General features: G+C 36.1%; 1 pseudogene. It reads right to left on the reverse strand.

Annotated elements, in window-relative coordinates:
* Positions 1-255: pseudogene (locus ACY2RS_RS15680) on the reverse strand (ABC transporter ATP-binding protein); the annotation flags it as partial.

A 255-nucleotide genomic window follows, 5' to 3' on the forward strand; every position in this document is an offset into this window, starting at 1 on the left:
TGATCGTTTTCAAAAAAGTTAGGTTGCGCAATGGTAGCGTCATAATTAATTGCCAACTCCACATCTAACTCTTTAATCTCGCGTTCTAACTTATTGATATTGCTTTCTATCTTACTCAATCTATTGGTTAAGGAATTTTGCTTTTTTTGGTCTTCATATGATTGCTTTCCAGACGTTGCTTTTTTAGTCTCCGCATTTGCCACCATAGTACGTTTCTCTGCTTCTCGTAAATTTTGCAGGTTTCGTTGCTCTAAA

Source organism: Patiriisocius sp. 208BN25-11, assembly GCF_058147145.1.